Below are 26,176 nucleotides of genomic sequence, written 5' to 3'. Positions count from 1 at the left end.
AGTCCGTGAAGGACTCCTTGAGGGACTCTGGGTCCCTCAAGGAGTCCTTCACGGACCGGCCGCCACCCGGCTCACCCTCAGCAGGTACCTAAGAGAGAGACCGCACCTACACCGAGTCGAACTCGGACTCGAATTCCTCGATCTCGTCCCGCCCCATGTCGACCAGTTCGAAGTCGGCGGCGGGACGGCGGGCCGCGGGGACCTCGTCCGGTTCCTCCCCCAGTTCGACGAACGACGCGAGTCCCGCCGGTGTCCGGTACTCGAACACCTCCCGTGCGCCGAAGGCCATTCCTTCGCGACGGGCCCGCGCCGCCAGCTGCATCGAAGTGATCGAATCGCCGCCCAGCTCGAAGAATCCGTCGTCCGCGCCGACCCGTTCCAGCCCGAGCACGCCGGCGAAGAGCCCGCACAACACCCGCTCGATTTCCGTGACCGGCTCCCGGCCGGAAACGCGTTCACCGAAGTCGGGCGCGGGCAGCGCCTCTCGATCGATCTTCCCGTTCGCCGTCACCGGCCACGCGTCCAGCGCGATCACCGCCGCCGGCACCAGGTGCTCCGGCAGCACCCGGGCGACCTGCTCGCGCAGCCGTCCCGGATGCGTCTCCTGATCGGACACGACGTACCCGATCAACCGTCCGTCACGTGCCACCACCACGGCCTGATCGACGCCCGGCTGATCCGTCAGTACCCCTTCGATCTCCCCCGGCTCCACTCGATAGCCGCGGATCTTGACCTGGTTGTCGGCCCGCCCGGCGAAGACCAGCTCGCCTTCGCCGGTCCGGTACGCCACGTCCCCGGTGCGATACATCCGTTCACCCGGCGCGAACGGATCGGCGACGAACCTCTCCGCCGTCAACGCCGTACGTCCCAGATAGCCCTGTGCCACCCCGGCGCCCGCGATGTACAGGTCGCCCGCGACTCCCGGCGCCGTCGGGCGCAGGAAGACATCGAGCACATACAGCCGCCGTCCGGGCAGTGGCCGTCCGATGGGCAGCAACGGCCCTATCCGTTCACCGGGCTCGATCGGTTTCCACGTCGCGCACAGTGTGGTTTCCGTCGGGCCGTACGTATGCAGGACACGCAGCCGTGGGCAGGCACGCCGAACCCGCTCCACCACGTCGAGCGGCACCACGTCGCCACCGACCGCCACGTCGCGCAGGCCAAGGAAGGATTCCGGCGCCTCCTGCACAAGCGCGCGGAACTGCCCCGCGGTGAAGTTCACCGCGGTGAGACCGTCCGCCACATGGGCGGACAGCCGCTCCGCGTCGACCACGCCCGGCTCGGTGACGATCACCCGCGCACCCGATACGAGCGGCACCCACACGTCGTACAACGACGCGTCGAAGGTGTGCGGAGCGTGCATCAGCACCGCGCCACCGGCCTGGACGCCCCAACCGGGATCCCCGGCCAGCGCCGCCACGCCTCCGTGTGAGATCACCGCGCCCTTCGGGGCACCGGTCGATCCGGACGTGTACATCACATACGCCGGATCGTCCGCCCCGATCGGGACAACGGAGGTCTCGTGGCCGAGAGCGTCGTCCACGACGATCCGCCGATACCCGGGAGGCACCACACCCGAGGTCTCCGCTCGGCACAGCACCACCGCGACGGCGGAGTCGGCCAGCATGTAGGCCACCCGGTCAGTGGGGTAGCCGGGATCGACGGGGACGAAGGCCGCTCCCGCCTTCCAGACCGCGAGCCAGGCCGCCGGCACCTCCGCCGACCGCTCCAGCACCACCCCGACGCGGTCGCCGCGCCGCACGCCCTGCGCCCTCAGCGCCGTCGCCAGCCGACCGGACCACTCGTCGAGCTCACCGAACGACCAGCTCCGGCCCCCGTCCGTCAACGCCGTCGCCTGCGGCGTCCGTTCCACCTGACGGCGGAACAGTTCCACCGCCGACGGCGCGTCCACCGTGTCGTCCGTTTCGTTCCAGCGCCCGACCACCAGCGCGCGGCCGACGTCGTCCAGCACGTCCAGCCTGCCGACGGCCGTCCCCGGCTCCGCGATCATCCGCTTCAGCACCAGGGTGAGCCCGTCCAGCGCCGACTTCGCGACGGAATCGGCGACGACGTCCGCGTGATACTGCAGTTCGATTTCGAGGCTCTCGCCCGGCATGACGCCCAGAGTGATGGCGTACGGCGTCGCCTGGGTGAAGTCCCGCAAAGTCAGGCTGAGCTCGGACGGCGAGTCCGTCGTCTGGCCGGCGTAGTTCTCGAACACGACGATCGTGTCGAAACCCGCCTCGCCCAGTTTCTGGATCTCCGGCAGGCCGAGATGGTGGTGCGCCATCATCTCGGACTGCCTGCCCTGCAAATCCGTCAGCATTCCGAGAACGGACTGTCCACCGTCCAACCGCACCCGCACCGGCACGGTGTTGATGAACAGTCCCACGGTCCGGTCCGCGCCCGGCAGCTCGGCGGGCCGCCCGGAGACGACCGCGCCGAACACCACGTCCCGACGGCGTGCCAGTCTCGCCAGCACCAGCGACCACGCCCCTTGGACGAGCGTGTTGAACGTCAGCCCGTGGCCGCGCGCGAAATCGGCCAGCGCGGAGGTGAACTCCGGCGAGTGGCGGACCACTTCGCTCGCGGGCAGCCCCGGGGCCCTGCCGGGGGTTTCGGGCAGTCCGAGCGCCGATCCGTCGGCGCCGTCCAGCTCCGCGCGCCACGCCGCCTTGGCGGCCTCCTTGTCCTGCTTTCCCAGCCAGGCCAGGTAGTTCCCGTACGAACCAGGAGGCCGCAGCCGCGTCCCGGCGCCGCCCGCCGCGTAGCTCTCGAGGAGATCCGCCTCGATGATCGCCCGCGACCAGCCGTCGATGAGCAGGTGATGGCTCGTGGTCACCAGGCAGTGTTTGTCCGGGCCGAGCCGGATCAGCATCAGCCGCAACAGCGGCGGCCTCGTGAGGTCGAACCGCGTGGCGCGTTCCTTCTCCGCGATCACGCTCGCCTCGGCCAGCGCGTCTTCCTCGGAAAGATCGGACAGATCGCGTTCGGCCCAGGGAAGCTTGACGTCCCGGGGAATGAGTTGGATCGTCTCGCCGTTCTTCCGCCGCTGGAAGCTCGCCCGGAGCGCCGCGTGCCTGCTGACGACGAACTCCCAGGATCTCCGGAATCGTTCCGTGTCCAAGGGTCCGTCGATGATCTGCGACTGCTGGATGAGGTGGATGTCCGGCGCCTCGTCGTCCAAGGAGGCGTGATAGAGCATTCCCGCCTGCATGGGTGAGAGCGGCCAGACTTCCGCCAGTGCCGATCCAGAAGGGGCCGATCCGGAAGTGGTGGTCGAAGTATTCACGATGCCCGGCCTTCGCTGAGTTCCGCTGCTAGTGCTTCGAAGCTCTCGATCTCGTCCTGGTCCAATTCGAGGAGACCGAAATCGGATGCGGTGTGCCCGCCAGCCGCGGGGTCTTCCGCCTGGGAAGCCAGTCCGGACAACACATCCAGCAATTCGCGGACGAGTCGTTCGATCGCGGCTTCGTCGAACGACTCGTCCGACCATTCGAGCATGAGGATCAGTTCCGGCCCGTCCGGCAGATCCTGGACGATCGCGTTGACGTCCAGGCCGTGCGGCACCGGCGTGTTCGCGTCCATCGAGCCGCCGATTTCCCCCGTCTGCCGCCAAGCCCGCACGTCGCTCTCGTCACCGGCGACGAACCGGCCGAGGTAGTTGAACCCGATCCGCGCCGACGGCAGCGCCGCCAGGACCGGCTCGGTCTCGCCGTTGAGATGGCGCAGCAAGCCGTAGCCGAGCCCGTCACCGGGCACCGCGCGCGACTGTTCCTTGACCACCTTCAACAACGTCCCGGCCGGCGAAGCACCGGCCACCACACCGGCGAGGTCGATCCCGGAGACGTCGAGGAGCACGGGATGCGTACTGGTGAACCAGCCGACAGTCCTGGACAGGTCCATGCCCTCGACTGGATGACGACCATGGCCTTCGACGTCCACCAGTACCGTGTCGCGTCCGTCCCATCGGGCCACCGCTCCCGCGAGCCCGGCGAGCAAAACCTCGTGCACCCCGCAGTGGAACACCACCGGGGCCCGCCCGACCAGGACCGACGTTTCGGCCGAAGGCACCAGCCACGACCGCGACCGCACCTTCCCCGCCGGGGTCCGCTCAGTCTGTTCCCCTTGGCCGAGGATCGCTTGCCACGCAGGCAGTTCCGCGACCCGTTCGGCGGAGACCGCCCACTCCTCCAGCAGGCCAGCCCACCGGCGGAACGACACGCCGACCGGCTCCAGTTCCGGTTCCCGTCCCGCCGCCACCGCTTCGCACGCCGCTCGCAGGTCGGATGCCAGGACTCGCCACGAAACCCCGTCGACGACGAGGTGGTGCGCCGCCACGACCAACCGGCCCACCCGGTCCGGTCCGGCGTCCAACCACACAACTTGGACGACCACGCCCGCGGCCGGATCCAGCCGTCCGACGGCTTCCCGCGCCGCTTCGCCGGCGGCTTCGTCCAGCGAACCGCCTTCGACCTTCACGCGGGTGAAGGTCCCGGCCGAGCCGCGCTCGCCGACCACCAGCCGTCCGACGGCAACCCGTGCCCGCAGCATGTCGTGCGTGTCCAGCACCGCCGCCAGGCCTGCGCTCAGCGTCTCTTCCGTCAGGTCCGCGGGAGCGCCCAGCACCATCCACTGCGCGAAGCGCGGAGCCGCGACACCGTCGCCGAACAGCCGCATCACCGGCGTCAACGCCACTTCACCGATGCCATCGGTGGACCTGCCCGGATCCCGCTGGAGAACCAGCGCCACCAGCTGCGCGAGACGTTCGGGCGTCCGGTGCTCGAACACCTGCCGCGGGGTCAGCGACAGTCCGTCGCGGCGCGCACGGGAAGCGACCTGCATCGACGAGATCGAATCCCCGCCCAGCTCGAAGAAACTGTCCTCGACCCCGACCCGCGCCAATCCGAGGACCTCGGCGAACACCTCGCACAGGATCCGCTCGGCGTCGGTGGCGGGCTCCCTGCCGGCCGTCTTCGAAGAGAAGTCCGGCTCGGGCAACGCTTTCCGGTCGATCTTGCCGTGCGGCGTCAGCGGCAGGACATCCAGCGCCATCACGGCCGCGGGCACCATGTACGCGGGCATCCGCTCCGCGAGACCCTTCCGGAGCTCCTCCGGATCGACGTCACCCGGCGACACGTAGGCCACCAACCGCCCCTCGCGGACGGTCACCGTGGCCTGGGTGACCTGAGGATGGTTGGACAGCGCGAACTCGATCTCACGCGGCTCGACGCGGAACCCGCGGATCTTGACCTGGTCGTCGGCCCGGCCGGCGGACACCAGCTCACCCTGCTCCGTCCAGTACGCCAGATCACCCGTCCGGTACATGCGCTCACCGGCGACGAACGGATCGGCGACGAAACGCTCGGACGTCAGTGCCGCGCGCCCGAGATAGCCCCGTGCCACCCCGATCCCGGCCAGGTACAGCTCACCGACGACCCCGTGCGGCAGCGGGCGCAGGAACGCGTCCAGCAGATAGCCGCGGACACCGGCGATCGGCCCGCCGAACGGGATCACCTCTCCGTGCGGCGCGAGCGGCATGCTCACGGTCGCGCAGATCGTGGTCTCGGTGGGCCCGTAGGCGTTGAGCATCCGGCGGTCGGCCGACAGCCGGTCCACCAGGCCCGGCGGGCAGAGTTCACCCGCCGCGGTCACCGTTTCGACCCCGTCCGGGAACACGTCGACGGTGGCCAGCACGGACGGCGGGGCCTTCACATGCGTGACGTCCCACCGTTCCAGCGTGTCGCTCAGCGAAGCCTGCGGCGGCAGATCCTCGTCCGGCGGCATCACCAGCGTCGCTCCCGAAAGCAACGCCATCATCACCTCGGAGACGATGGTGTCGAAGCCGAGCGCCGCGAACTGCAGGACGCGGGACGACGGTGTCACGGCGAGGCGTTCGATATGCGCCATCGCCAGGTTGCCCAGGCCCGAGTAGGTGACGATGACGCCCTTCGGCGTTCCCGTCGATCCCGACGTGTAGATCACGTACGCCGCGTCGCGCATGCCGACGTGCGGCAGGACCGCGCTCGGAGCGTCCGCCAGGTCCAGTTCGTCGAGCACGACGACCCGGTCCGCGAACTCCTCCGGCACCGCTCCGCGTGTCTTTCCCTGGCACACCACCAGCATCGGATCCGCGCTGCCGAAGATCAGCTTCACGCGCTCGGCCGGATACGCGGGGTCCACCGGGACGAAGACGCCGCCCGCCAGTGACACGCCCAGCATCCCGATCAGCCACCACGCGGACCGTCCGGCCACCAGCCCGACCCGGCGCTCCCGCTCGACCCCGGCCGCCCGCAGGACGGCGCCGAACTTCGTCGCCCGCTCCCACAGTTCCGCGTAGGTCAGGTCGCCCTCGCCGTCGGAGACCGCCACGGCGTCCGGCCGTTCGGCCGCCATCCGCCCGATCAGCGACGGCAACGGCTCGCCGTCGAGCAACGCGGGTTCCCAGCGCGGCAACGGGATCTCGCCCAGATCGGTCCGCCCGACGAGAGCGGACGGATCCTCGACGACCGCGCCGAGGGCACCGACGAACCAATCCAGCATCCCGTCGGCGACGGCTTCGTCGATCTGCCCGCGCCAGTAGGCGAGCTGGATCCGGAGCCGCTCCCCCGGGATGACACCGACGGTCACCGGGTAGTGCGTCCCCTCGACCGTGCCCAGATACGTGAACTGGTCGGCGAAGTCCCGCGGATAGTTCTCGAACACCAGCAGCGTGTCGAACATCGCGCCGGGTCCGGCCGTCTTCTGGATCTCCGTCAGCCCCAGATGCTGATGCGGCATCAAAGCCACCTGACGGCGCTGGAGCGCGGCGAGCATGTCCACGACCGTTTCCCCGCCGTCCAGCGAGACCCGCACCGGGATCGTGTTCATCATGAGCCCCGGCATCGACTCGACGCCGGGGAGTTCGGCGGGACGGCAGGCGACCGTGGTGCCGAACACCACGTCGGTCCGCCGCGCGAGCCGCGCCAGCACCAGCGCCCACGCGCCCTGCACCACCGTGTTCAGCGTCAACCCGTGGTCACGAGCGAAATCGGTCAGCCGGGTATAGAGCTCCCGAGAAAGATGGGTGACGCGGTAGTCGTATTCCGCCGCGGTGTCCGACTTGGCGACCAGCGCCGGCACCTCGATGTCGGACAGTTCGGCCTGCCACGCCGCGCGAGCCGAGTCCTTGTCCTGCCTGTCCAACCAAGCCAGATAGTCGCGATACGAGGCGGCCGTCCGGTCCGGGAACCGGCCATCGGCGGTGTACGCCTCCGACACCTCGTTGAGGAGCACCGCCACCGACCAGCCGTCGGTCAGGATGTGGTGATTGACGACCAGCAGCCGGTGCCGGTCCTCACCGACCCGGATCAGCACGAGCCGGAACAACGGCGCCTTGGCGAGATCGAACCTGTCCCGCTGTTCCGCCGCGGACAGCGCCTTGATGGCCTCTTCAGTGTCGTCGATATCGCTCGTACCGGTCAGATCGACCTCGCGCCACGGCAGCTCGACGCGTCCGGCGACGGCCTGCACCGCCTTGCCCGACGCGAGCCGGTGGAAGGTGAGCCGAAGCTCGGCGTGCCGGGCGAAGACCGCCTCCCACACCGATCGCAACCTGGCCACGTCCAGCGGACCGGTCAGCTCCACGATCCACTGGGTCTGATAGATGTCGGGACCCTGGTCGTCGAGGGTCGTCTGGAAGAGCAGTCCCGCCTGGAGCGGCGCCAGCGGCCAGACCTCCACCGCGTCCGGGACCGCGGCAGCCAGTTCCGCCTCGTCTTCCGGGGTCAGCTCGATCAGGGGGCCGTCCGCGGGTTTCCCGGTTTGGACGGTGCTCGCCACGGCGGCCAGCCGCGCGGGGGTCTGCTCCCCGAAGATCTGAGCCGGCGTCACCAGCAGGCCGGCTTTGGCCGCACGGGCCGCCACGCGCACCGCGAGGATCGAGTCCCCGCCCAGCTCGAAGAAGCCGTCGTCGACCCCGGCCCGCTCGGTGCCGAGCACCTCGGCGAACAGTCCACAAAGGACACGCTCCGCCTCGGTGGCGGGCTCGCGCCCGTCGGCCTTCGCGGTGAAGCCTGGTGCGGGCAACGCCGCCCGGTCCACCTTGCCGTTGCCGGTCAGCGGCAGCGCGTCGACCGTCATCACCACGGCCGGGACCAGGTATTCCGGCAGCACCGCCGCGAGCCGTTCGCGAACGAGAGCCGGTTCCACGTCCGCCACCACGTAACCGATCAGGCGGCCGTCGATCGGCACCACGACGGCCTCGTGGACGTCCGGCTGCGCGGTCATCGCCGCTTCGACCTCGCCGGGTTCGATGCGGAACCCGCGGATCTTCACCTGGTCGTCGACGCGGCCCGCGAAGAGCAGCTCACCGTCCGGTGTCCACTTCGCCAGGTCGCCGGTCCGATACATCCTCTTGCCCTGCGCGAACGGATCCGCCACGAATCGCTCCGCCGTCAGCCCCGGCCGGTCGAGGTAACCGTCGGCCAGACCGGCACCGGAAAGGTAGAGGTCGCCGACCACGTCCGGCGCCACCGGCCGCAGCGTTCCGTCGAGCACCCAGGCCTCGCGGCCGGGCAGCGGACGGCCGATCGGCAGCACCGAAACCGGCTCGTCGTGCGGTTCGAGCACGTGCCACGTGGCGCACAACGTCGTTTCCGTCGGCCCGTACAGATGCCGGATCCGGGCACCGGGCGCGGCCATCCGGACGCGCTCCACCGCGTGCGCGGGCACCAGGTCCCCGCCGGTCAGGATCTCACGCAGACCCGCGAACGACTCGGGTGCTTCCTCCGCCACCGCACGGAAACTGCCCGCGGTCAGATGCGCCCGCGTCACCCCGCCCGCGACCGCCTCCCGCAGCCGTCGCGCGTCCACGGGTCCCGGCTCGGCGATCACCACCCGGGCACCGGACACCAGCGGCACCCAGATCTCGCACAGGGACGCGTCGAAGGAATGCGGCGCGTGCATGAGCACCGCGTCGTCGGGTTCCATCCCCCAGCCGGGGTTCCCCACCAGTTCCGCGACGCTGGAATGCGGGACCGCGACACCCTTCGGAGTGCCCGTCGAACCGGACGTGTACATCACGTACGCCAGGTCTACCGGGCGCGCCGGGATGACCGGGGCGCCGACTGTGCTGTCCGCTTCATCCGTGACGACGAGCGATTCAGCCCCTTCCGGAACGCGATCGCGCGTCGCGGCCGAGCACAGCATCAGCGACGCGCCCGAATCCGCCACCATGAACGCCACGCGCGGCGCGGGATACGAAGCGTCCACCGGGACGTACGCCGCACCCGCCTTCCAGACGGCGAGCAGCGCCACCAGCAGATCCGCCGAGCGGTCCAGCATCACCGCGACCCGGCCGCCGAGGCCGGCGCCCCGGCCGGTCAACCGCGCGGCCAGCCTGCTCGCGAGGTCGTCGAGTTCCCGGTAGGTGAGGATCCGCTCCCCGTCGACAACGGCCACCGCGCCGGGTGCCCGGTCCACCTGCCTGGCGAAGAGAGCCGGCACGGTCAGTGCGGCCTGCGCTGCGGAACTCATCGTCATCCCCCACGAACCGCGTGCCGCACCGGCTCGGGCTCGTCGTCGAACCCGGCCCCGTCACTTTCCGGCCGGGCTCCGTTCCGGTCCGGCCTGGCGAACTGCGTGTGATACAGCTCCGCGTAAAGACCGCCCTCGGCCAGCAATTCCTCGTGTGTCCCGCGCTCCCGGACCAGCCCGCCGTCGATCACCAGGATCTGATCTGCCTCACGGATCGTGGAGAGCCGGTGGGCGATCACCAGCGAGGTACGGTCGCGCAGAGCGGTCTTCAGTGCCCGTTGGACAGCGGCCTCCGACTCGGAGTCCAGATGAGCGGTCGCTTCGTCGAGCACGACGATCGCGGGCGCCTTCAGCAGCAAGCGGGCGATGGCCAGTCGTTGCTTCTCCCCACCCGACAAGCGATAGCCGTGATCGCCGGTGATGGTGTCCAACCCGCCGGGGAGGGATTTGATCAAGTCCCAGATCTGGGCACCTTCACACGCCTCGATCAACTCGTCCTCGGTCGCGGTGGGGCGAGCGTAAAGCAGGTTCTCCCGGATGGAGTCGTGGAAGAGATAAGTGTCCTGGCTGACCACCCCGACGGTTTCACGGAGCGAATCGAAGGTGAGATCCCGCAGGTCGTGGTCACCGACGCGCACGACCCCGGAAGTCGGGTCGTACAGCCGGGACACCAAGTGGGTGAGGGTGCTCTTCCCCGCCCCGGAAGGGCCGACGAGCGCGGTGAGGGTCCCCGCCGGCACGTGGAAGCTGACGCCGCGCAGGACCTTCGCCGTCCTTTGCCCGCTTTCCCGTTCGGCCCGCACGTGCTCCAGCGACGGCAGGGAAACCTCGTCCGCGGTGGGATAGCGGAACGACACGTCGTCGAATCGGACGTCCGGTGTCCTGTTCCTGGCGAGCGCGACCGCGTCGGGGCTTTCCTTGATCAGCGGCTTCAGGTCGAGCAGCTCGAAGACCCGGGAAAAGGCCACCACCACGGTCAGCGCGGACTCCTGCATCCCGGACAGCTGGGTGATCGGCCCGAACAGCCGTCCCAGCAGGGTCGCGATGGCGACCAGCGTGCCGAGCTGGAATACCCCGGCGATCACGAGCCCACCGCCGACCCCGTAGACGAGCGCCGTGGCGAGCGAGGCCATCAGCGCCATGATGACGAAAGCCATCCGGCCGTACACCGACAGGCGGACACCGATCCCGCGGATCCGTCCGGCGCGGGCTTCGTAATCGGCCTTCTCCTCCGCCGGACGGCCGAAGAGCTTGGAGAGCATCGCCCCCTGAACGTTGAACCGCTCCTGAAGAAGCCCGCCCAGAGAGGAGTTCGCCTCCATCAGCCGCCGGGTGTGCCGCTGGATCAGCCTGCCCCCGTAGACCCAGGGCACGAGGAAGACCGGGATCAGCACCAGCGAGACGAGGGCGACGAGCCACGAAAGGTAGAACATCGAGGCCAGCACCAGCACGATCGTGACCGCGCTGGTCGCCGCCATCAGCACGGAACTGAACGCCTGCTGCGCCATGACCAGTTCCGTGTGCAGCCTGCCGACCAGCACGCCGGTCTGGGTACGGGTGAAGAACGCGATCGGCAAGCGCCGGACATGGTCGATCGCCTGAACCCGGAGGTCGTAGGTGACCCCCTGCCCGATCCGCCCGGAAATGTAGCCCGACACCAGTGCCAGCAGCGCGCCCACCACGGCGAGTCCGGCGGCCAGCGCGGCCATCGAGACCACGGTCCCGAGGTCGTTCTCGAGAATGCCGCCGTCGACCAGTTCCTTCAGCAGCAAGGGGGTCGCGACGATGATCAACGACTCCAGTGCGGCGACGAGGAAGAAGAGCGCCACCTTTCCGATATGCGGCCGGAAGTACGAGAGCACCCTGCGCAGGGTCCCCGGCCGGATCCTGGTCTGCCAAGGATCGGGGTCGTCATCGCTCTTCTTCACCCCCCCGAAGCGCATCACTACGTCCATACAGGCACCCCTCTCACACGCGAAGTCGGCGATCTCAATCGTGCTGAATCGTGTCGTTGTCCACGAGTGGGCGCGGGCGAACATCCGCGGCACCGGGATCACCGTTCGTTCCCGCACCGTCCACAAGGGACTACCCCGGGGAAACCGGTGTTCCGGGAATCCTGGCGTGGCCGCACACCCCGCGCCGCAGCAGCTCCGTCAGCTCTTCGAGATCACCGGACCGCAACGCCGAAGCCGCCGTGACGAGTTCCGCCGCGATCCGTTCGAGCACGTCTGCCACCGGCACCGCGTTCCCGGCGAGGATCATCCGCCACAGCAGGGGATTCCCGGCGGCGATACGAGTCACGTCGCGCAGCCCCTGCCCCGCCAGGCCCAGCGTGACGTCGTCACCGGCGGACAGGCTCGCCGCCACCGCCGAGGCCACCACGTGCGGCGCGTGCGACACCAGCGCCACCGCCGTGTCGTGTTCGCCCGCGCCCACGGTCACCGCCTTCGCCCCGCATATCGACACCAGGTCACGGACGAGCCGCACCGCGTCCGTTTCCGTCTCGCCGCCGGGACAGAGCGCCCAAGGACGGCCCGAGAAAAGGTCGGCACGGGCCGCGGCCGGGCCGGATCGCTCCCGGCCGGCGAGCGGATGTCCCGGCACATAGGAAGTCTGGTCGCAGCCGAGCCGCACCGCGTCGGCGATCGGGCCCGCCTTGACACTGGCCACGTCGGTGTACGCCCGCGCGACCTGCTGCTTCTGGAGGTCCGCCAGCCGCTCCCCCACGAGCTGCGGCGGCACGGCGATCACCGCGAGGTCCACTTTCTCGCCGGTCCACTCCTCACCGGCTCCGAGCTCCACAGCCAGCCGGAGGGCGAGCACGTCGACGTCGGTGAGGCGAACCGCCACGCCCTTGTCACGCAGGGCCAGTGCGACCGAGGTGCCGATCAACCCGGTACCGACTACGAGCGCCTTCTCGATGGTCACCACTACTTCTTAAGCCGCACGACGAGCGCTGTCGAGCGACCGGCCTTGGCACCGCCCGAGCGGACGACTATCCACTATGGACTTGCCGGGTCCGCCCCGCCTCGCCGAAGGTCGCGAAAGGGGACTTTCTCCGCCTGACGCACGGAGAAAGCCCCCACCGCAAGTCGCTCACCGTCGAACGATCACCTGGCGGCCAGATCGGTCGCCCGGCTCTCCAGGTGATCCGCGAAACCCGCCCAGACCCGAGCGTGGTCCCTGGCGAACCCGGCGACCACTCCATACAGATGCGGCGGGACACCGCGCAGGATTCTTTCCCATTCCTGCCCGTCGATGGAATGCATGGCGAGCATGCGCAACAGGATCCGGCCGACTTCGCTCAGCCGCAGGGCGGGATCGGCCTTGAGCCGCTCCAGCACGACGATTCGCTCTCGATCAAGGGACTGCCCCAGATCGGATTCGGTCAGGCTCAGTGAATGCGGTTTGGTCCGCAATTTCCTGCTCCCGTCCGGGGTCGGGCTCTCACCGCGCTCCAACCGGCCCCGCACGTCGCGAACCGTCTCCGGGGAGATGCCGACCTGTTTGGCGACCTGCCTGAGCGAAAGGCCGGGGTCATTGCGAATGAGGTCGGCCGCGAGTCTTCGCCGCTCCGAACTGTCGACGGGGCGGATACGTCCGTCCCGCCCGATCCTGGCGTCGTTTCCCCCCTCGCCGCCACGTTTGCGCAGGTCCGCCACCGTGCCGGCGGAGATGCCGGTCACCGAGGCGACCCGCCGGTCGGACCATTGCGGATGAGTCCCGATGATCCGGACAGCCGCCCGTTTGCGGTCCGCGAGCGAAAGCGGCAGACCATGCCGGATATTCGCTTCCACGGCCAAGACGAAGGCGTCGGATTCGGTCCCCTCGATGAACTTTGCCAGAATTTTCGTATCACCGCGAACTCGTGCCGCCGTCAATCGGTGCAGGCCATCGACCACCTGCATCGTTGAACGGTGAACAAGAATAGGCGGAAGCTCCCACTCTGCCGACAAGAGCATCTCGACATGCTCCGGATCCTCGCCCGAAGTTCTCGGCGAGTACACGGAAGACAGTCTCGACAGCTCGATTTCGACGACCGGGAGAGCGGATAGGTCAACTCTCGTCGGATCCACCTAGCCCCCATTGAATCTCTTATTCGTCAACTTTCAGACATGACACGGAGCCTCACCGTCCAACCGCTCAGCATCGATGGTTGGACATCGCGATCCCGTCCAGCGTCAACTTCGGTGACACGGCGGGTCCCCTCGACGGTGAGGATCCCTCGAACACCACCGGCGGACCCGGATACGCGGGCCGCCACGGCCTCCCCGATGGCCGGTGGCAGTGCACTGTCCACAAGACATCCGCTCGACGACATCGATCGGCGAGGCCGCACCCGGGCAGCCCGACAAAGCCGATACCTGCCGCAGCGCGAGGTCTCGGGACGTATTTCCGATCTAGCGTTCTCGGCTCCAGCTTAGATCAGCGGTCACCGACCGGAACCCATGACAGCCTCTTGGTCGCGAGTCAACATCGCCCCCCTCGATCCCCAGTAGTGCGAACCCTGCCAGCCCCAGTGAGTCCGCACGAGATCAGCATGGCACGGTCAATCCTTGGCGTGCAATTGACGAATAGTGTGATTTCCGCAGTGCGAGCACCGCGCAAGATCAATATTCGAAGTCCGCACTCGGTATTGACTCGGTCACCTGCCACGGCTACGGCACTCTGGCTCATACCGGCCAAGGGGCCGATAGCTGGGCTGTTCGCGGAAATTGCTACGCCATTCGCGGGACCACCGCTATTCGTAGGATGATCACAGCGCGCGTCGGCGGCGTCCCGTTCTTTGTCACTTGTTCACACGAATGGCGGAGCCTGGCTTCCCGCATGATCGCCGCCGCGCACTCGCGAGGAAGACACGCTACGTGAGCGAGAATGTGCCGGACGCACACGCCGATACGGGCTGGAATGAAGCCGATCCCGAGTCGCGAGGGAACTGGCGGAAAGAAGAATGCCGCGGGCGCCATAGGGCACCCGCGGCATCGCGATCGTCCGGCTCGCGCCGACGGAGGGCGGTCAGCGTGCCCCCTCCGGGGCGCTGTCCACGTCGATGACCTCGGTCGGCGCGAATCCGGCTACTCGATGGGAAAATCGAAATACGTGTCCGGGTAAGGCTCGTCCTTCAGGCTGTAGTGCCACCACTCGCACTCGTACGCGTTGAAGCCCGAACCCTCCATGACAGCGCGGAGGTGTTCACGGTTCTTCGTCGCTTCTTCCGTGACCCCCGCTGCCCCGTGATGCGAGACGACGTCCATCAGGTCGTGGTCGCCACCCATCTCGGCGAGCTCACCGGTGTCCAGGTGGTACAGCGTCAGATCCACCGTGCTGCCCCGGCTGTGGCCGGACTTGGTGGCCACGTAACCCTGTTCGAACATCTGGGGCCGCTCGATGTTCGGGTAGTGCCTGGACTTCTTCCGGCCGTCTTCGGGCTCTTCCGCCCAGCGCATGAACCGGTCCACGGCGCGCTGCGGACGGTAGCCGTCCCAAAGGAGCAGACCGAAGCCGAGCCCCTCGGCCCTGTCCCGCGCCTTCTCCAGCGCCGCGCAGAACGCCCGCGTGCCGGCGATCCGGTTCACCAGGTAGCCGTCCACCGGCTTGCCGGTGAAGTTGTCCCACGTGGCGTACTTGGCGTCCCAGCGGATCCCGGAGACGACCTCGTCGACGAAGACGAAATCATCCTTCATTCGTCACGGCCCGCCAGCGTCAGGTTCACCAGCCGGTCGATCACGTCGCCGAGCGAGAGGCCGGCGGCGTTCATCATGCGCGGGTAGCGGCTGTAGGAGGTCAGGCCGGGCAGGGTGTTGACCTCGTTGAGCACCACGCTCCCGTCCTCCTTGAGGAACAGGTCGACCCGCGCGAGGCCGCGGCAGCCCAGTGCGCGGTAGATGACCTTCGCGGTCTCCTGGACAAGGTCACGCGACTCGTCCGGGATGTCCGCGGGAACGATGAAGCTGGAGTTCTCGGAGCCGGTCTCGGGGCTCTTCTCCTGGTGGATCTTGAAGAAGCCGTGGGTCAGCGCGACCCGGTCGACCTCGCCCGCGAAGAGGTCCTCGTCGTTGCCGAGGATCGAGCAGCCGATCTCGCTGCCGACGACGGCCTCTTCGATCAGGACCTTCGCGTCGTACTGGCGCGCCTCCGCCAGCGCGGCGGGCAGCTCTTCCTTCGCGGAGACCTTGCTGACGCCGAACGACGAGCCGGAGCGGGCGGGCTTCACGAAGACCGGGTAGTTCAGCTCATCCGCGTCGACGTCGTTGTCCGGCGTGACGATGTAGAAGTTCGGCGTCGCGATCCCCGCGCCGCGGACGACGGAATAGGTGAGGGCCTTGTCGATGCACATGACCGAGCTCGGGAGGTCGCAGCCGACGTAGGGGATGCCGGAGATCTCCAGCAGGCCCTGCATCGCACCGTCTTCGCCGAACTTGCCGTGCAGGACCGGCAGCACCACGTCGAGGGCGATCGTCTCGTACTTGCCCTCGTCCAGGACGAGCAGCCCGTGCATACCGCGGTCCGGCGACAGCACGGCGGGACGGACGTTCCCGCTCTCCCAATCCTCGGCGGGGCCGTCGCACAGCATCCAGGCACCGCTCTGGGTGATCCCGATGTAGAACGGCTCGTACTTCTCGAGGTCGAGGTGCTTCTGGACCTCGCGCGCAGATTTGATGGAGATAGGATGTTCTTCGGAAAGACCGCCGAACAGAATTCCGATTTTCAACCTATCCATGCTACTTCCCGCTTTCGAATTGGAGACAATTGATGATGGAGTTTTCGATGGTGTCGCTCAGCGCGTGGTCCGTGTAATAGGCGGTATGCGGGCTGATGAGCACGTTCGACAGTTTTTCCAACCGCAGCAACGTCTTGCTCTCTATGGGCTTGTTCCGGCAGTCGGCGTAGAAGATCCCTTCCTCGCCTTCGAGGACATCCAGCGCCGCGCCGCCCAGTTTGCCGCTTTCCAATGCCGAAATGAGGGCTTCGGTTTCGATGAGCGGACCACGTCCGGTGTTGATGATGTACGCGCCGTCCTTCATCCGACCGATGTTCTTCCGGTCGAGAAGATGATAGGTATCCGTGTTGAGCGGCACATGGAGCGTCACGATATCGCTCTGCTCCAGCAATTCGTCGAGCGGGACGTAATCGGCCGACGCGGTGAGGACCGTGTCGTAGGCCAGCACCCGGCAGCCGAAACCACGCAGCCGGTCGAGGACCGCGACACCGATCCGCCCGGTTCCGACCACCCCGACGGTCAGATCGCGCAGCTCTTTCCCGCGCACCTCGTCCAGCCGGTAGTCGTGGACCTCGGTGCGGAGGACGATGGACTTGGCGTTCCGCACGGCCATCAGCATCAGCATCAGCGTGAAGTCGGCGACGCTGTCGGGCGAGTAGGCGACGTTGCCGACGGTGATACCGACGCTCGCCGCGTATTCCACATCGATGTGGTTGAAGCCGATGCTCCGCGTGGAGATGTATTTCACGCCCGCTTCGCCGAGCGCGAGAAGAATGGAATTCGTGACCTTGGTCTTGTGACCGATGCTGATGCACCTGTTTCCGGAGACCAGCCCGATATTGGCCTCGGATACCGGTTCCTCGACAATGGTCGGCATTATGCCGAAACGAGGAGCCATCTCCCGGAACAAGGCGGCCTCGTCCTGTCCGCATCCATAAATGGTGATTCCCCTCGCCAACACGGCCGAGGAGGCGGACGCCAGCGATCCGGTGCGGGGGGCAGCTGATCGCGCTGGTTCGCTGTAGGTCATGCCCGACATTGTAGGCAGCGCGATGAGGCGGTCTCTTATGGGGTTTTCGATGGCCCGACAATAAGTTACCAACTGGTAGCGCCGAGTGCACGACTTGTCGTTCACCTGCGCCGCGACCGCTCTATCCCAGATCTTGCCCGCCCGGCACAGGTGCCGAAACCATCCCGTGACGGATGCCACAGAGCCACTCCGAGACGAGGTCCGCGAGCTCCTCCGGAGCGTCCCTGGCGACGAGGTGACCCGCCGCCGGAACGCGGACGACGGTGACCCGCCGGTTGGCCGCGCGAAGACGGCGCACATCGGCTTCGCCAAGGGGCGATCCCTGCCCGCCGCGCACCACCAGGATTGGCATGTCCAGGGCCCCGGCCGTGGCGAGCAGGGCGGCCCCCGATCCGAGGACGTCCTCCACGATTCGGGTGTAGCGGTCGGCGAGTCCGTGGAAATCGAGCCACGAACGCGCCCTGGCCGGTTCGAGGTCGGGCACTACATCCACGAGCACGAGTCCGCCCGCTCGCTTCGCGACGGCGGGGTCCGCGAGGGCGGCGATGGCGGCCAGTCCACCGACCGAGGCGCCCACGAGGACGATCGGCGCGGGCTGGCTCCGGACCATCTCGGCCACGTCGCCGGCCAGTGCCCGGAGCGTGGTCGCCTGGCCGGAACTGTCCCCGTGACCTCGCAGGTCGAAGGCCACCGACCGGAAGCCGCGCCGGGCCAGCACCGCGGCGACCGGCACCCAGACCGCACGACGTTCGCCGCCCGCGTGGAGCAGCAGGACCGTCGGGCCGGTGCCGGTCACCGTGCCCCGCAGGGTCACTTCGCCCAGGTCAAGACGGATTTCAGTGGTCACGAACCGAGTCATGGCAGCCTCCCCAGTTACCTTGGCCTCTCAAGGTAACGCAGCTACCTTGGCATATCAAGGTACGATGCCGATCGTGACGACACCCCGAGCACGACGGTCACCCGAGGAGGCCCGGCGGTTGATCCTCGACGCCGCGGCTTCGCTGCTCAGCGAGTCCGGCGTCGCCGCCGTCCAGATGCGCGCCGTGGCCGCACGGGTCGGCATGACCGACGCCGGCGTCGCCCACCACTTCGGCAACCGCGAAAAGCTGCTCGCCGAACTCCTCCGCCACGGCGGCCGCCGCCTTCGCGACGCACTTCGCGATCTCCTCGCGAGCTGGCTGGACCACGACGCCGACCTGCTCGAATTCGTCGAAGCCCTCCACGCGCTGTACCGGAACGGCTACGGCGAGCTCGCGGTGGCGCTGCATTCGGCGGGCTGGCGCGACCCAGGCAGCGGAATGCTCGACCCGGTCGTCGATGCCCTCCACCGGCTTCGGCCGCCCGGCAGCCCGCTCGACAACACCCGCCTCGCCGTCGCCGCCCTGCACCAGGCGATGGCCACGGAGGCCCTGTACGGAAGCGATTTCCGGCGCAGCGCCGGAATCGCCGGAGCCGCGGCGGACGATTCGGCCGCCCAGGTGCGCTGGTGGGCACGCCAGCTCCACCTCGCGCTCGGGCTCGAGCCCGATGACCAGGCGGGCGTGATGGCCGGTCCGTGAAGGCCTCCTTGAGGGACTCTGGGTCCCTCAAGGAGGCCTTCACGGACCGCCAGGTCGCCACATGCGCCTCAAGTTTCACACCCAAAGGGCGTGACGGACCCCTTCACGTACTACCGGCAGCCCGCCTGACCCGGAACTCGCGTGATCAGAGGCGCGACACGCGTGTCCAGACGGACATCACACGGCAATACCCGCTCACAGCCGAGTTCCGCCCCCAATCACGCGAGTTCCGCCCCCAATCACGCGAGTTCCGCCTCTGATCACGCGAGTTCCGCCTCCAATCACGTATGTGACGTGCGGGATCACGCGTCGCCCGAGTACATGAAGGACCCCTTCACGGCGCTAAGCGCAATGAAGGGGTCCTTCATGTACTCCAACGATCCGCTAAGTCAGCGGAGCCCCTGCGAAATCAGCTCGCCAAGACCTTCGACGTCGCCGAGCGCTGCTCGCAGCTCGGCGGCGTACTCTTCGGCCCCGGCGCGCAGACCCCGTTCGAGGACGCCCACGGTGTCGAACGCCTCGAAGTCCCCACCGCTCAACGCGGCGACGGATTCCTTGACGACGGCCCCCAGCAACAGCTCCGGCGGCACCACCGGCGTTCCTTCCAGCGGCCAGACGAGATCGTCGAGCACAGCCTGCCCGCCGACCTCGCGGACCAGGCCCGCCGCGGTGATCCCCGGCACCCGGAACCCTTCCGGCAACACCGCGCGAACGCTCAGGTTGCGGGAAAGCCAGTGCAGCAGCTGCGCGTTCACCTCCACCTTGACCGGCTTCGGCGTCAACCACAGCGTGAGATTCACGTAGAACTCGGTGAGGCGGTCGAGCACCTCGCCGCCTTTCTCGAAACCCCACAGGTTGAGGTCGAAATAGTGATGCCAAGTGGCGTCGGCGACGATTCGCCCGACCCCGGCGGCCGCACCGTCGTACACACTGGACACGCCGTAGACCTGCCCGTTGCGTTTGTCGGTGCCGTGCGCGACGATCTCGGGCTTCGGCTGGCCGACGGGCCCCGACGGCCACACGTCCGACGGGAATTGCCCGGGAATGAGCAGCTGCCCCTCGTGCATGTGGTCGGGGAAGACGGTGATCGGTCCCCGTCTGCCCTGGAACAACGGATGCGGTCTGCCGAACCGCTTCCGCAGGATCAGTTCCTGCGGGTACGGGTCGAGATCGTTCGGGATCGGGTTGTCGATGTCGCTGCCCCACGGATCCGGCTGGTGGGTGTTGTGGCTGAATTCGATACTCGCGTCCGGCCGGTCGTTCCACACCCGCAGCTCACCCGCGCGCGGGACCCGGTGCCCCAGCGCTCGCCCCAGGTTCAGGTAGTCGGGCAGTGACGGATCCGCTCCCGGCGGGCGCGGATTCGAGTGGTCACCGGAGATGAGCACGCCACCACCGGCGTCCATCCAAGCCCGCAGCGCCGCGACCTCGGCGTCCACGAGTTCGTTTTCCGGCTCCCCCGGCATAGTGGACTGCAGGATGCCGAAGAACCACACCTGCTCGTATCCGCCGAGAACCTCGGAAGTGAGTTTCCTGGCGGCGTGCCCGCCCTGGTGCCGATTGATCAAATCGATCTCGAATTCGGCGAAGAAAGGCTGATTCGCCAAGAGCAGATCGCGGACGATTCCCAATGAGAAGCCGCCGTTACCGGTGAATCCGACCAGGTCCGTGTAGAACAGGATTCTGATCTTCGGCTTGGCGACCGGACTGACTTGATCGGCGACAATACGTTCGTCGAACATTTATTTCCCCCTTGTGTGAAGCACCATGCCGTCTCCCCGACGGTGCTGTCCCTTCCACGTATACCGGAACTTCCGCCCACGGCGCGGGCACCGGCACGGCGGCTGAGGAATCAGGGAGAATGGCGTTCGAGGGTTACGAATTCGGCGGGCACCTTGCTGCAAGGATGCGGGGATGGGTTACCGGACCTGGATGCGGTACTTCACACCGTCCGCCGTGCACCGACGGCTGGGCTTGGTGTGCCTCGGTGTCGGGCTTCAGCACGGCGCGCTGCCCGTCGTGGGGCCACGCGTGCTCGACCATTACGTGGCCGTCGTGGTGTCCAAGGGACGCGGGTGGTTCGCCGTCGCGGGCGGGGAACGACAGGAGGTCGTCGCGCCCGCCCTGCTGTGGCTCGTTCCCGGCGTCGGGCACCATTACGCGCCCGATCCCGCGCACGGCTGGGAAGAGTGTTTCGTCGATTTCGACGGCAGCGCCGTGGACGCCTACGTGGAACTCGGTTACGTCACGCCGGAGATCCCGGTGGTGCCGCTGGGCGACGTCGAGGCCGTCCGCGACATCGTGAGCCGGATCGTGCGCTGCGCGCGAGGCGGCAGCCCGCTGGCCCAGGTCGACGCCTCCGCGGCGGTGCACCATCTGCTGGTCGCGCTGCGCCGGGCCGCCGCCGTCGGCACCCCCAGCGGCGGTTCCCTGCTGGAGGCGCTGGCGCACGACGCACTGCTGCCGATCAGCGTCGCGGAGATCGCGGCCCGCCGCGGCATGACGCTGCCCGAACTGCGCACGGCCGTGCGCCGCAGCACCGAAACCGGGTTGAAGGACCACCTGCTGACTCTTCGCCTCAATCGCGCGAAGGAACTCTTGACCACCACGCGGATGCCGGTGCAGGAGGTGGCCCAAGCGATCGGCTACGAGGACGCCGCCTACTTCAGCAGGGTTTTCACCCGCCGCGTCGGGATCTCCCCCGGCCGCTTCCGCGAGTCACGTGTCCGGGCCGTCCCCGGCGGCTGGAGTTCACGCGTTCCCCCTCCCGACGACCCGCCGCTGGTGCCGACGGACTGAGCTTGGACTTCCGCGCGGCGCCGCTTGGACTTTCCGCGCAATAAGTGCATGACCGACGCGTGAAGTTGAGCGAACTCGTTGACTTACGCGCAAGAACGTTCATAACATCGGCGACCGCCCCGCCAACTGTGGTGCGGGTCACCCTTGGGAGAGAGTCATGCGGACCCTGCCTCTTCTCGGCGCCGCGGCCTTGGCCGTGGCGGCGACCACGGTGGTACCGGTGTCGTCCGACGCCGCACCGCCGGACGCGACGTACACCATCACGGTCGACGCCAAGAAGTCGTTCAGCCCGACCACCGACACCCCGGCGAGTAGTTATGTCGACAAGGACGGCACGTTCTACTTCCAGCAGGCGGCCGCGCTCTACGGCGCGGACCAGCCGCGCGAATGGGACTTCTACAGCGGACGGGATTTCGACAGCTTCACCAAGAATCCCATCAGCGGCGCGGTGAACCCGGCCAATCCCGCCGACCGCAACGACGACACGACCTGGCGCTGCAACAACAGCCCGACCGGCAAGGAATCCACGGATCCGCCCGCCGGATCGGGTTATTCGCAGCGCAACTTCTGCGATCTCGTCGGCACCTGGGTCGATCCGGACACCGGCGACTGGTACGGCCTGATCCACAACGAGTTCACGCCCGAGCCGTTCGGCGCGTATTCGTTCTCCCATTACGACGCGATCGACATGGCCGTGTCGAAGGACCAGGGGAAGACCTGGGCCATCAAGGACCACGCGATCACCTCGCCCTACAGCACGAAACGCGGGGACACGGCGGCCTTCCCGCATCAGACGTTCGACTACGGCGACGGCGATCCACGCCTTTTCGTCGACACCGCTTCCGGCTACTTCTACGTTTACTACGGCTCGCGCATCGTGCCGAAGGCGGGCGCCGGCGGCCCGATGACCGGGCTGGCGCACGTCGCCCGCGCGCCGATCTCGGGCAAGATGGCGTCCGGCACCTGGCAGAAGTGGTTCAACGGCGGCTGGACCCAGCCCGGCGTCGGCGGCCGCGAGAGCAACATGGTTCCCGTCTCCTCCTCCGGCGACACCGGCTACACACCTGTCGCGGACGACTACGACCCCGCCAACACCGGCAACGTCAGCCAGCAGATCGCCGCGGGACAGCTGCCGCGTAAATCGGATCTGTTCATCATGAACATCGCCTACAACGCGCATCTCGGTCTCTACATCGGCGCACCGGAAGCCGTGGACAGCGTCGTCCCCCAGCGCTACTACGTGACCGATGATCTGACGACGCAGAAATGGCGGCTGATCGGCGACACCGGGAGCTACACCAACCAGTCCTGGTACCGCTGGTTCGTCGATGCCGCGAACAAGACGAACTCGACCATCATCGGCAAGCAGTTCCGGTCGTACTGCGCGGTGGCGTGTTCGAACAACGCGGGCGGTGAGTACACCACTCAGACGATCACGTCGTCCACACCTGCACCGTCTCCTGTGGACACTTCGCGGAAGTACCGCATCGGCCTCGGCGACGGCCGGGTTCTCGCGCAGGGCACCGGAACCGCGACGACGTCGGTCGCGAGCACGACCGGATCCGACCGTGAAGCGTGGCAATTCTCTTCCGACGGCGACGGCTCGTACCTCGTCACCAACGCCGCCACCGGACAGCTCCTCGGCGTCGACGCCGTGCAAGCGGGCCGGGCGTGGGGCGCGAAACCCACGGTGACCTCGTCCTCGACGGTCGGGCAGCGGTGGTTCATCATTCCGTCCACTGTGGACAAGGGAACGTTCCGGCTGGTGAACCGCTACAGCGGGCTCGTGCTCGGCCTGTCCGGCAAGACGTCACGTCCGGCGGAGACCACCCCACCGCGCTCGTGGACCGACACCACCGGGAACGCCGTCGGTGGCGGCCGGACCGCGGCCGAGCAGACGCTGAAGTTCACCGACGCCGGCGCCGGCACCCTCGGCGGGGTCCATACGCTGGCCGCGGCAGGCAAGAACCTCGACGACCCGGACTCTTCGACGACCGCGGGCACCCCGCTGGTCACGTGGACGCCGAACCAGGGCGCCAACCAGAAATGGCTGTTCACCAGGCAGTCCGACGGTTCGTACACCCTGACGAACACGCATTCGAACCTGTGCGCCGACGTCGAAGGCGGCGCCACCACCGCGGGCGCGCGCGTCGTCCAGTGGACGTGCACCGGCGGGGCCAATCAGCGCTGGACAGCGGCGAAACAGTCCGACGGAAGCTACAAGATCGCGAGTGTCCGCTCCGGCCTGCTGCTGACGACAGCGTCCACTTCGGACGGTGCCGCCGTGACGCAACGGGCCGACACGGGCTCCGCGCTCCAGTTGTGGAAGATCGGCTGACTCGAGCGGCCCGCTCCCTCGGGGGCGGGCCGCCGGGTTGCGTTCGTGTGGCACATCACACTCCCACTGCACGTCCATGATCCGCGACCGTCTCCCTTGATGAGAGCACTTTCGGTGAAGAGTTCACCGGAAGCGTCGGAGGGAGAGCATCATGAACCACAGCGGCATCATCCGCACCGCCACCATCACCGGCGTCGCCGCGGCGCTGAGCCTGGCCGCCGTCGTCCCCGCGCTGGCAGGCCCGCAGAGCAGCCCACTGGCCGCGCGATCCACCGACCCGGTCACCACGGTCGCCGATCTCGACGGCGACGGCGAGATCGAGACCGTCACCGCCCAGCTCACCGGCGAGAACGACCAGGTCGTCTCCGCCACCGTGCACGGCACCTTCACCTCGATCCACCTCGGCGCCGACAGCTCCGTCCCGCTCGAAGCCCCGCGCGTCACCGACCTCAACGGCGACGGCCGCGCCGAACTGATCGTCACCCAGTCCGTCGGCGCCAACACCACCTTCTTCACCGCACTGCACTACGACGGCCGCAACCTCCGCCAGGTCGTCGGCAACGACAGCAAGCCGCTGTCGGTCGCCGAAGGCGGCGGCGTCGCCGCCCACCTGGGTTACCAGTGCACCCCGCTCGACGGCGGCGGCCGCACCTTCGAGACCGTCGCCGCCGAAGCCGACGACGTCGGCGCCGACCCGCTCACCTACTCGGGCACCCGCACCGTTTACACCCTTCGCGACGGCGCGCTGACCACCCAGAAGATCATTCCGATCGCTGCCCGCCCGGTGACCGACCCGGTACTCGGCACCGACGCCGCGAGCTGCGCCCAGCCCGGAAGCTGATCGAGTAGATCTGCGCGTGAAGGCCCCCTTCCCTCTGCTGAGCCGAGGGAAGGGGGCCTTCACGCGCAAGTACGACTATGGGGCGTAGGTCAGGCAATTGGCGGCATGGTCACCCTCGCCAGGCCCCACCCGGACACTCGATGCGGTGCATTCCAGCGCGGAATTGTGACGGCAGTCGGTCCGGGAGCAGGCACCCACCTGAGCGGTCACTCGATCGAGTCCGCCTTTGGTGTTGAGCGGGACGAACGTTCCGCAGTCGGCCGATCCATTGCCGCCGCCGACCGTGATGGCGAAAGCGTGACAGCCGTCGTGGTTGTACGAGCAGCCACTGACCGTGCATTCGTGGACAGCGGGCATTTCGGTGGTGGTCATAACGACTCCTGTACTTCGTGGTGGTGGTGTCGTTCGGTATGACCAGGGTTACACCGCCCCGTTCCCCCGGCAATTCGGGAAAATTCCTTCACGTCCGATCAGAGGTCGACCTCGAGCCGCGAAGACGCGCGGGAGACACAGCAGTACATGCGTCCCGGTGGCGCGCCGATGTCGTCGCGGTGCTCCGGCTCGCCGCCGACGACGGCGAGCTCGCAACTGCCGCACACCCCTTCGCGACATCCGGACTGGATCGGGTACCCCGCGTGGCGCAAAGCGTCCAACATGGACTCTTCCGCCGCGACCGGCACCGTCCGTCCTGATCGGACACAGTGCACCTCGAACGGTTCGTCGGGCGCGAATTCCTTGGCCACCGGCCGGAAACGCTCGAGGTGCAGCCGCTGCGCGGGGAACTCCGCTTCGGCCGCGTCGAGCATCGAGGCGGGGCCACAGCAGTAGACCAGCGCTCGCGGACCGAGCCCGGCCGCCGGCGCGGCGAAATCGGGCCTGCCGTGCTCGGCGGTGAAGTGGAGACTCACCCGATCGCCGTACGTTGCCTTCAGTTCGGCGGCGAACGGCATGGTGGCCGCCGACCTGCCCACGTACACCAGCCTGGCCGCAGGACCCGCCGCCGCCAGCATCGGTATCATCGGCGTGACGCCGATCCCACCTGCGATGAACAGGTGTTCCGGCGCTTGCAGCAACGGGAAGTTGTTGCGCGGCAACGAAACATCGAGTGTGCGGCCCTCGCGCAGGAACAGGTGGATGTACTCCGAGCCGCCCCGGCTCAGCCGGTCGTACCGGACGGCGACCCGGTAACCGCCGAGATCGGCAGGGTCGCCGCACAGCGAATACTGCCGGGTCAGCCAGTTCGGCAGCGCCAGATCGACGTGCGCGCCCGGCTCCCAGGGCGCCAGCGGTCCCTCGGCGCCGCGCAGGACGAGCGAGACGGTGCCCTCGGCGACCGGCTCCACGCGGTCGAGAACGGTCCGTTGCATCAACG

General features: G+C 68.1%; 16 protein-coding genes. 4 read left to right on the top strand and 12 right to left on the bottom strand.

Going from position 1 to position 26,176, the window contains the following annotated elements; all coding sequences use genetic code 11:
* Positions 1-106: 106 nt before the first annotated feature.
* The 9 genes from DL991_RS43680 to DL991_RS41485 all read right to left on the bottom strand — a co-directional run bounded on the left by DL991_RS43680 (position 107) and on the right by DL991_RS41485 (position 18,126).
* A complete protein-coding gene (locus DL991_RS43680) occupies positions 107-3,205 on the bottom strand; it encodes a non-ribosomal peptide synthetase (protein WP_158634512.1) in 3,099 nt (1,032 codons plus the stop codon).
* An 83-nt stretch (positions 3,206-3,288) separates the two neighbouring features.
* Positions 3,289-9,516: a non-ribosomal peptide synthetase gene (locus tag DL991_RS41520; RefSeq protein WP_158634511.1), complete on the bottom strand. Its 6,228-nt coding sequence runs from the start codon at positions 9,514-9,516 to the stop codon at positions 3,289-3,291.
* 2 nt (positions 9,517-9,518) lie between these two features.
* Positions 9,519-11,471 carry an ABC transporter ATP-binding protein gene (locus DL991_RS41515; protein WP_125789831.1) on the bottom strand — a complete coding sequence of 651 codons (1,953 nt, stop codon included), beginning with the start codon at positions 11,469-11,471 and terminating at the stop codon, positions 9,519-9,521.
* A 130-nt stretch (positions 11,472-11,601) separates the two neighbouring features.
* Positions 11,602-12,444, bottom strand: coding sequence for a prephenate dehydrogenase (locus DL991_RS41510; RefSeq protein WP_125789830.1), 843 nt, complete (start codon positions 12,442-12,444; stop codon positions 11,602-11,604).
* A 182-nt stretch (positions 12,445-12,626) separates the two neighbouring features.
* On the bottom strand, positions 12,627-13,592 hold the full coding sequence (locus DL991_RS41505) for a ParB/RepB/Spo0J family partition protein (RefSeq protein ID WP_125789829.1): 966 nt from the start codon (positions 13,590-13,592) through the stop codon (positions 12,627-12,629).
* 999 nt (positions 13,593-14,591) lie between these two features.
* Positions 14,592-15,200, bottom strand: a complete 609-nt coding sequence (gene vanX / locus DL991_RS41500) for a D-Ala-D-Ala dipeptidase VanX (protein ID WP_125789828.1) — start codon at positions 15,198-15,200, stop codon at positions 14,592-14,594.
* Positions 15,197-16,237 carry a D-alanine--(R)-lactate ligase VanA-Ao2 gene (vanA-Ao2, locus tag DL991_RS41495; RefSeq protein ID WP_125789827.1) on the bottom strand — a complete coding sequence of 347 codons (1,041 nt, stop codon included), beginning with the start codon at positions 16,235-16,237 and terminating at the stop codon, positions 15,197-15,199. Before vanA-Ao2 ends, vanX begins: the two co-directional genes overlap by 4 nt.
* Position 16,238: 1 nt before the next feature.
* Positions 16,239-17,267 carry a VanH-AOV family D-lactate dehydrogenase gene (gene vanH, locus DL991_RS41490; RefSeq protein WP_125789826.1) on the bottom strand — a complete coding sequence of 343 codons (1,029 nt, stop codon included), beginning with the start codon at positions 17,265-17,267 and terminating at the stop codon, positions 16,239-16,241.
* 121 nt (positions 17,268-17,388) lie between these two features.
* The gene (locus DL991_RS41485) at positions 17,389-18,126 is read right to left on the bottom strand and encodes an alpha/beta fold hydrolase (protein WP_233599317.1); all 738 of its coding nucleotides are present in this window, start codon (positions 18,124-18,126) and stop codon (positions 17,389-17,391) included.
* A 73-nt stretch (positions 18,127-18,199) separates the two neighbouring features.
* Here DL991_RS41485 and DL991_RS41480 point away from each other — a divergent pair, with 73 nt between their 5' ends.
* Positions 18,200-18,826 (top strand): TetR/AcrR family transcriptional regulator, encoded by a 627-nt coding sequence (locus tag DL991_RS41480; protein WP_233599316.1) that lies wholly within the window; start codon positions 18,200-18,202, stop codon positions 18,824-18,826.
* Between the two features lie 389 nt (positions 18,827-19,215).
* Here DL991_RS41480 and DL991_RS41475 read toward each other — a convergent pair whose 3' ends face one another.
* On the bottom strand, positions 19,216-20,568 hold the full coding sequence (locus DL991_RS41475; RefSeq protein ID WP_125789824.1) for a hypothetical protein: 1,353 nt from the start codon (positions 20,566-20,568) through the stop codon (positions 19,216-19,218).
* A gap of 172 nt (positions 20,569-20,740) precedes the next feature.
* On the opposite strand from DL991_RS41475, the gene DL991_RS41470 reads away from it, so the two are divergent.
* The 3 genes from DL991_RS41470 to DL991_RS41460 all read left to right on the top strand — a co-directional run bounded on the left by DL991_RS41470 (position 20,741) and on the right by DL991_RS41460 (position 24,804).
* Complete coding sequence (locus DL991_RS41470; RefSeq protein WP_125789823.1) at positions 20,741-21,625, top strand: AraC family transcriptional regulator; 885 nt, start codon at positions 20,741-20,743, stop codon at positions 21,623-21,625.
* Between the two features lie 157 nt (positions 21,626-21,782).
* A complete protein-coding gene (locus DL991_RS41465) occupies positions 21,783-23,963 on the top strand; it encodes an RICIN domain-containing protein (RefSeq protein ID WP_125789822.1) in 2,181 nt (726 codons plus the stop codon).
* A 151-nt stretch (positions 23,964-24,114) separates the two neighbouring features.
* A complete protein-coding gene (locus DL991_RS41460; RefSeq protein WP_125789821.1) occupies positions 24,115-24,804 on the top strand; it encodes a VCBS repeat-containing protein in 690 nt (229 codons plus the stop codon).
* A gap of 75 nt (positions 24,805-24,879) precedes the next feature.
* Here DL991_RS41460 and DL991_RS41455 read toward each other — a convergent pair whose 3' ends face one another.
* Together DL991_RS41455 and DL991_RS41450 are read right to left on the bottom strand one after the other, a co-directional pair.
* Complete coding sequence (locus tag DL991_RS41455) at positions 24,880-25,176, bottom strand: DUF1540 domain-containing protein (RefSeq protein WP_037310991.1); 297 nt, start codon at positions 25,174-25,176, stop codon at positions 24,880-24,882.
* A gap of 98 nt (positions 25,177-25,274) precedes the next feature.
* Positions 25,275-26,171 carry a PDR/VanB family oxidoreductase gene (locus DL991_RS41450; protein WP_125789820.1) on the bottom strand — a complete coding sequence of 299 codons (897 nt, stop codon included), beginning with the start codon at positions 26,169-26,171 and terminating at the stop codon, positions 25,275-25,277.
* Positions 26,172-26,176: the final 5 nt, after the last annotated feature.

Origin of the sequence: Amycolatopsis sp. WAC 01375 (assembly GCF_003947325.1) — a bacterium.
In the GTDB taxonomy this organism is placed as follows: Bacteria; Actinomycetota; Actinomycetes; order Mycobacteriales; family Pseudonocardiaceae; genus Amycolatopsis.
This window is presented reverse-complemented; position numbering and strand designations above follow the sequence as displayed.